Here is a 2,616-nt window from a genome sequence, read left to right as displayed (position 1 = left end):
GCCGCGGCCGGGCCGCAAGCCGCCGCGACCACCGCACCCGCACGGCCGGTACGCCCCACCCCACGCAGCGCGGCCCTGTGGCAGACCCTCATCCTGCTCGGCCTGTTCGCCATCTCCGGCCTGCGCTGGGTCATCGTCCTGATCGCCGTCGACAACCTCCTCGGCAACCACCTCCCCTGGGCCCCGCACAGCTCCTGGTGGCCCGTCGTCGCCGGCCTGCTCCTCTTCTACAGCGCCCCCGGCCGCACCCTGATCGCCGCCACCGGCGCCCGCCTCATCACCGCCGGCATCCGCCCCGGCAGCCACCCCCGCGGCGGCCACGTCCACCTGAGACTGTGGACCGCCGAACGCTTCACCGCCATGTTCGGCACCGGCCGCCTCAGCGGCACCCCCTGGGCCCCGCGCTACGCCCGGATGCTCGGCTGCCGCGTCGGCAAGGACGTCCAACTGCACACCTCGCCCCCGGTCACCGGCCTGGCCCGGATCGGCAACGGCGCCTCGATCGAACCCGAGGTCGACATCGCCGGCTGGTGGCTCGACGGCGACACCCTCCAACTCGGCCGCCTCGACATCGGCGAGCACTCCAGCATCGGCCACCGCGCCACCCTGATGCCCGGCGCCCGCATCGGCCACGGCGCCGAGATCGCCCCCGGCTCCTGCGTCACCGGCACCGTCCCGCCCGGCGAGCACTGGAACGGCTCCCCGGCCCGCCCCTCCACCGAGGCCCGCACCCAGTGGCCGGCGACGCCGGCCCGCCCCTCCCGGGCCTGGAACCTCGCCTACGGCGCCGGCTTCGCCCTCTTCGGACTCCTCCCGGTCATCGCCGCGCTGCCCGCGCTGCTGATCATCTACCCGATGGTCGACAACGACCGCACCCTGGTCCAGGCCATGCTCCAGCTGCTGCCGATGACCGCCCCGCTCGCGGTGCTGACCGTCCTGTGCCACGCCGTGCTGATAGCCCTGATGATCCGCCTCCTCTCCCTGCCGCTGCGCCCGGGCTTCCACCCGGCCACCGGCCGCGTCGCCTTCTGCGCCTGGGCCGTCTCCGGCCTCAGCGACACCGCCCGGCGAACCCTGTTCCCCTTCTACGCCAGCCTCTTCACCCCGGTGTGGCTGCGCCTGCTCGGTGCGAAGATCGGCCGCCGGGTCGAGGCCTCCACGGTGCTCTCGCTGCCCGGCCTGATGCGGGTCGACGACGGCGCCTTCCTCGCCGACGACACCCTCGTCGCCCCCTACGAGCTGCGCGGCGGCTGGCTGCACCTGGGCCGCTCGCACGTCGGACGCCGCTCCTTCGTCGGCAACTCCGGCATCGTCGGCCCCGACCGCTCCCTGCCCGACAACTCCCTGGTCGGCGTGCTCTCCGACACCCCCGCGCACGCCCCCGAGGGCTCCTCGTGGCTGGGCCGGCCCGCCTTCGCACTGCCGCGTGTGGCCGACACCGGCGCCGAGGGCCGCACCTACAACCCGCCCAAGCGCCTGATGTGGGCGCGCGCCGGCGTCGAGGTCTGCCGGCTCCTCCCGGTCATCGTCGCGGTCGTGCTGGCCGACCTGGTGTTCGCCGCCCTGCAGTCGATACGGGACGACTACGGGCTGGGCGTGGCCTTCGGCTCCGCCGGGCTGGTGCTGATCGCCGCCGCCGTCGCCGCCTGCGCGATCGCCACCGCCGCCAAGTGGCTGCTGGTCGGGCGCTTCCGCGTCGCCGAGCACCCGCTGTGGTCCTCCTTCGTGTGGCGCAACGAGCTCTACGACACCTTCGTCGAGGAACTCGCCATGCCCTTCGGCGGCGGCGCCATCACCGGCACCCCGTACCTGAACGTCTGGCTGCGCAGCCTCGGCGCCAAGATCGGGCGCGGCGTGTGGTGCGAGACCCACTGGCTGCCCGAGAGCGACCTGGTCACCGTCGAGGCGGGCGCCAGCGTCAACCGCGGCACCGTGCTGCAGACCCACCTGTTCCACGACCGGGTGATGCGTCTGGGCCCCGTCCACCTGGGCGCCGGCTCCACCACCGGGCCGCACTCGATCGTCCTGCTCAACTCCGCGCTGGGCGACAACACCACGGTCGGCCCCGCCTCGCTGGTCATGCGCGGCGAGAGCGTGCCCGGCGACACCCGCTGGCTCGGCAACCCCGTCGCCGCGTGGAACGCCGACCCCACCCCGCCGGCCGGGCGCCGCGCCGCCCGCGGGCGCAGGCGCACCGCGGCGGTGTGATCACAGTCACTTCCGCCGGGCGATGAGTTATCGGTGCGGTCACGGTCCTAACCCGTGACCGCACCGATTTTGTTTTGCCCGCACTTGGGAGGACGCCGGACATGACCACGGCAACTGTGAAGGCCACCGCCGCGAAGGCCGCCGCGAAGACCGCCGCCGTGAAGGGCCCGGCCGCCTACTTCCCCTCCATCGAGAAGAAGTACGGGCGCCCCGTCGCGGAGTGGAAGGAGCTCATCCGCGCCTCCCCGCTCACCCGGCACATGGAACTCGTGGCCTGGCTCAAGGCCTGTCTCTTATACACATCTGACGCGAAGCAAATGCTGAGCCTGGAATCCGCCATTCGCGCAGCTGTACGGGCCTCCGGCCCGCGTATTCGCCTGGCAGCCAATATGAGCTTCGCAACAAGAT

Annotated in this window: 1 protein-coding gene and 1 pseudogene; both read left to right on the top strand. The window is 73.1% G+C overall.

Annotated features, from left to right (window positions below):
* Window positions 1-2,208 (top strand): Pls/PosA family non-ribosomal peptide synthetase (locus ACFQ87_RS45530; protein ID WP_380616932.1); only part of this gene is annotated, 2,208 nt, incomplete at its 5' end.
* Between the two features lie 101 nt (window positions 2,209-2,309).
* Window positions 2,310-2,495: pseudogene (locus ACFQ87_RS45525) on the top strand (DUF4287 domain-containing protein); the annotation flags it as partial.
* Window positions 2,496-2,616 lie beyond the last annotated feature (121 nt).

The organism is Kitasatospora sp. NPDC056531, assembly GCF_042794375.1.
Taxonomy (GTDB): Bacteria; Actinomycetota; Actinomycetes; order Streptomycetales; family Streptomycetaceae; genus Kitasatospora.
Note: the sequence above shows the minus strand (reverse complement) of the source record. Positions and strands in the feature narration are given on the sequence as shown.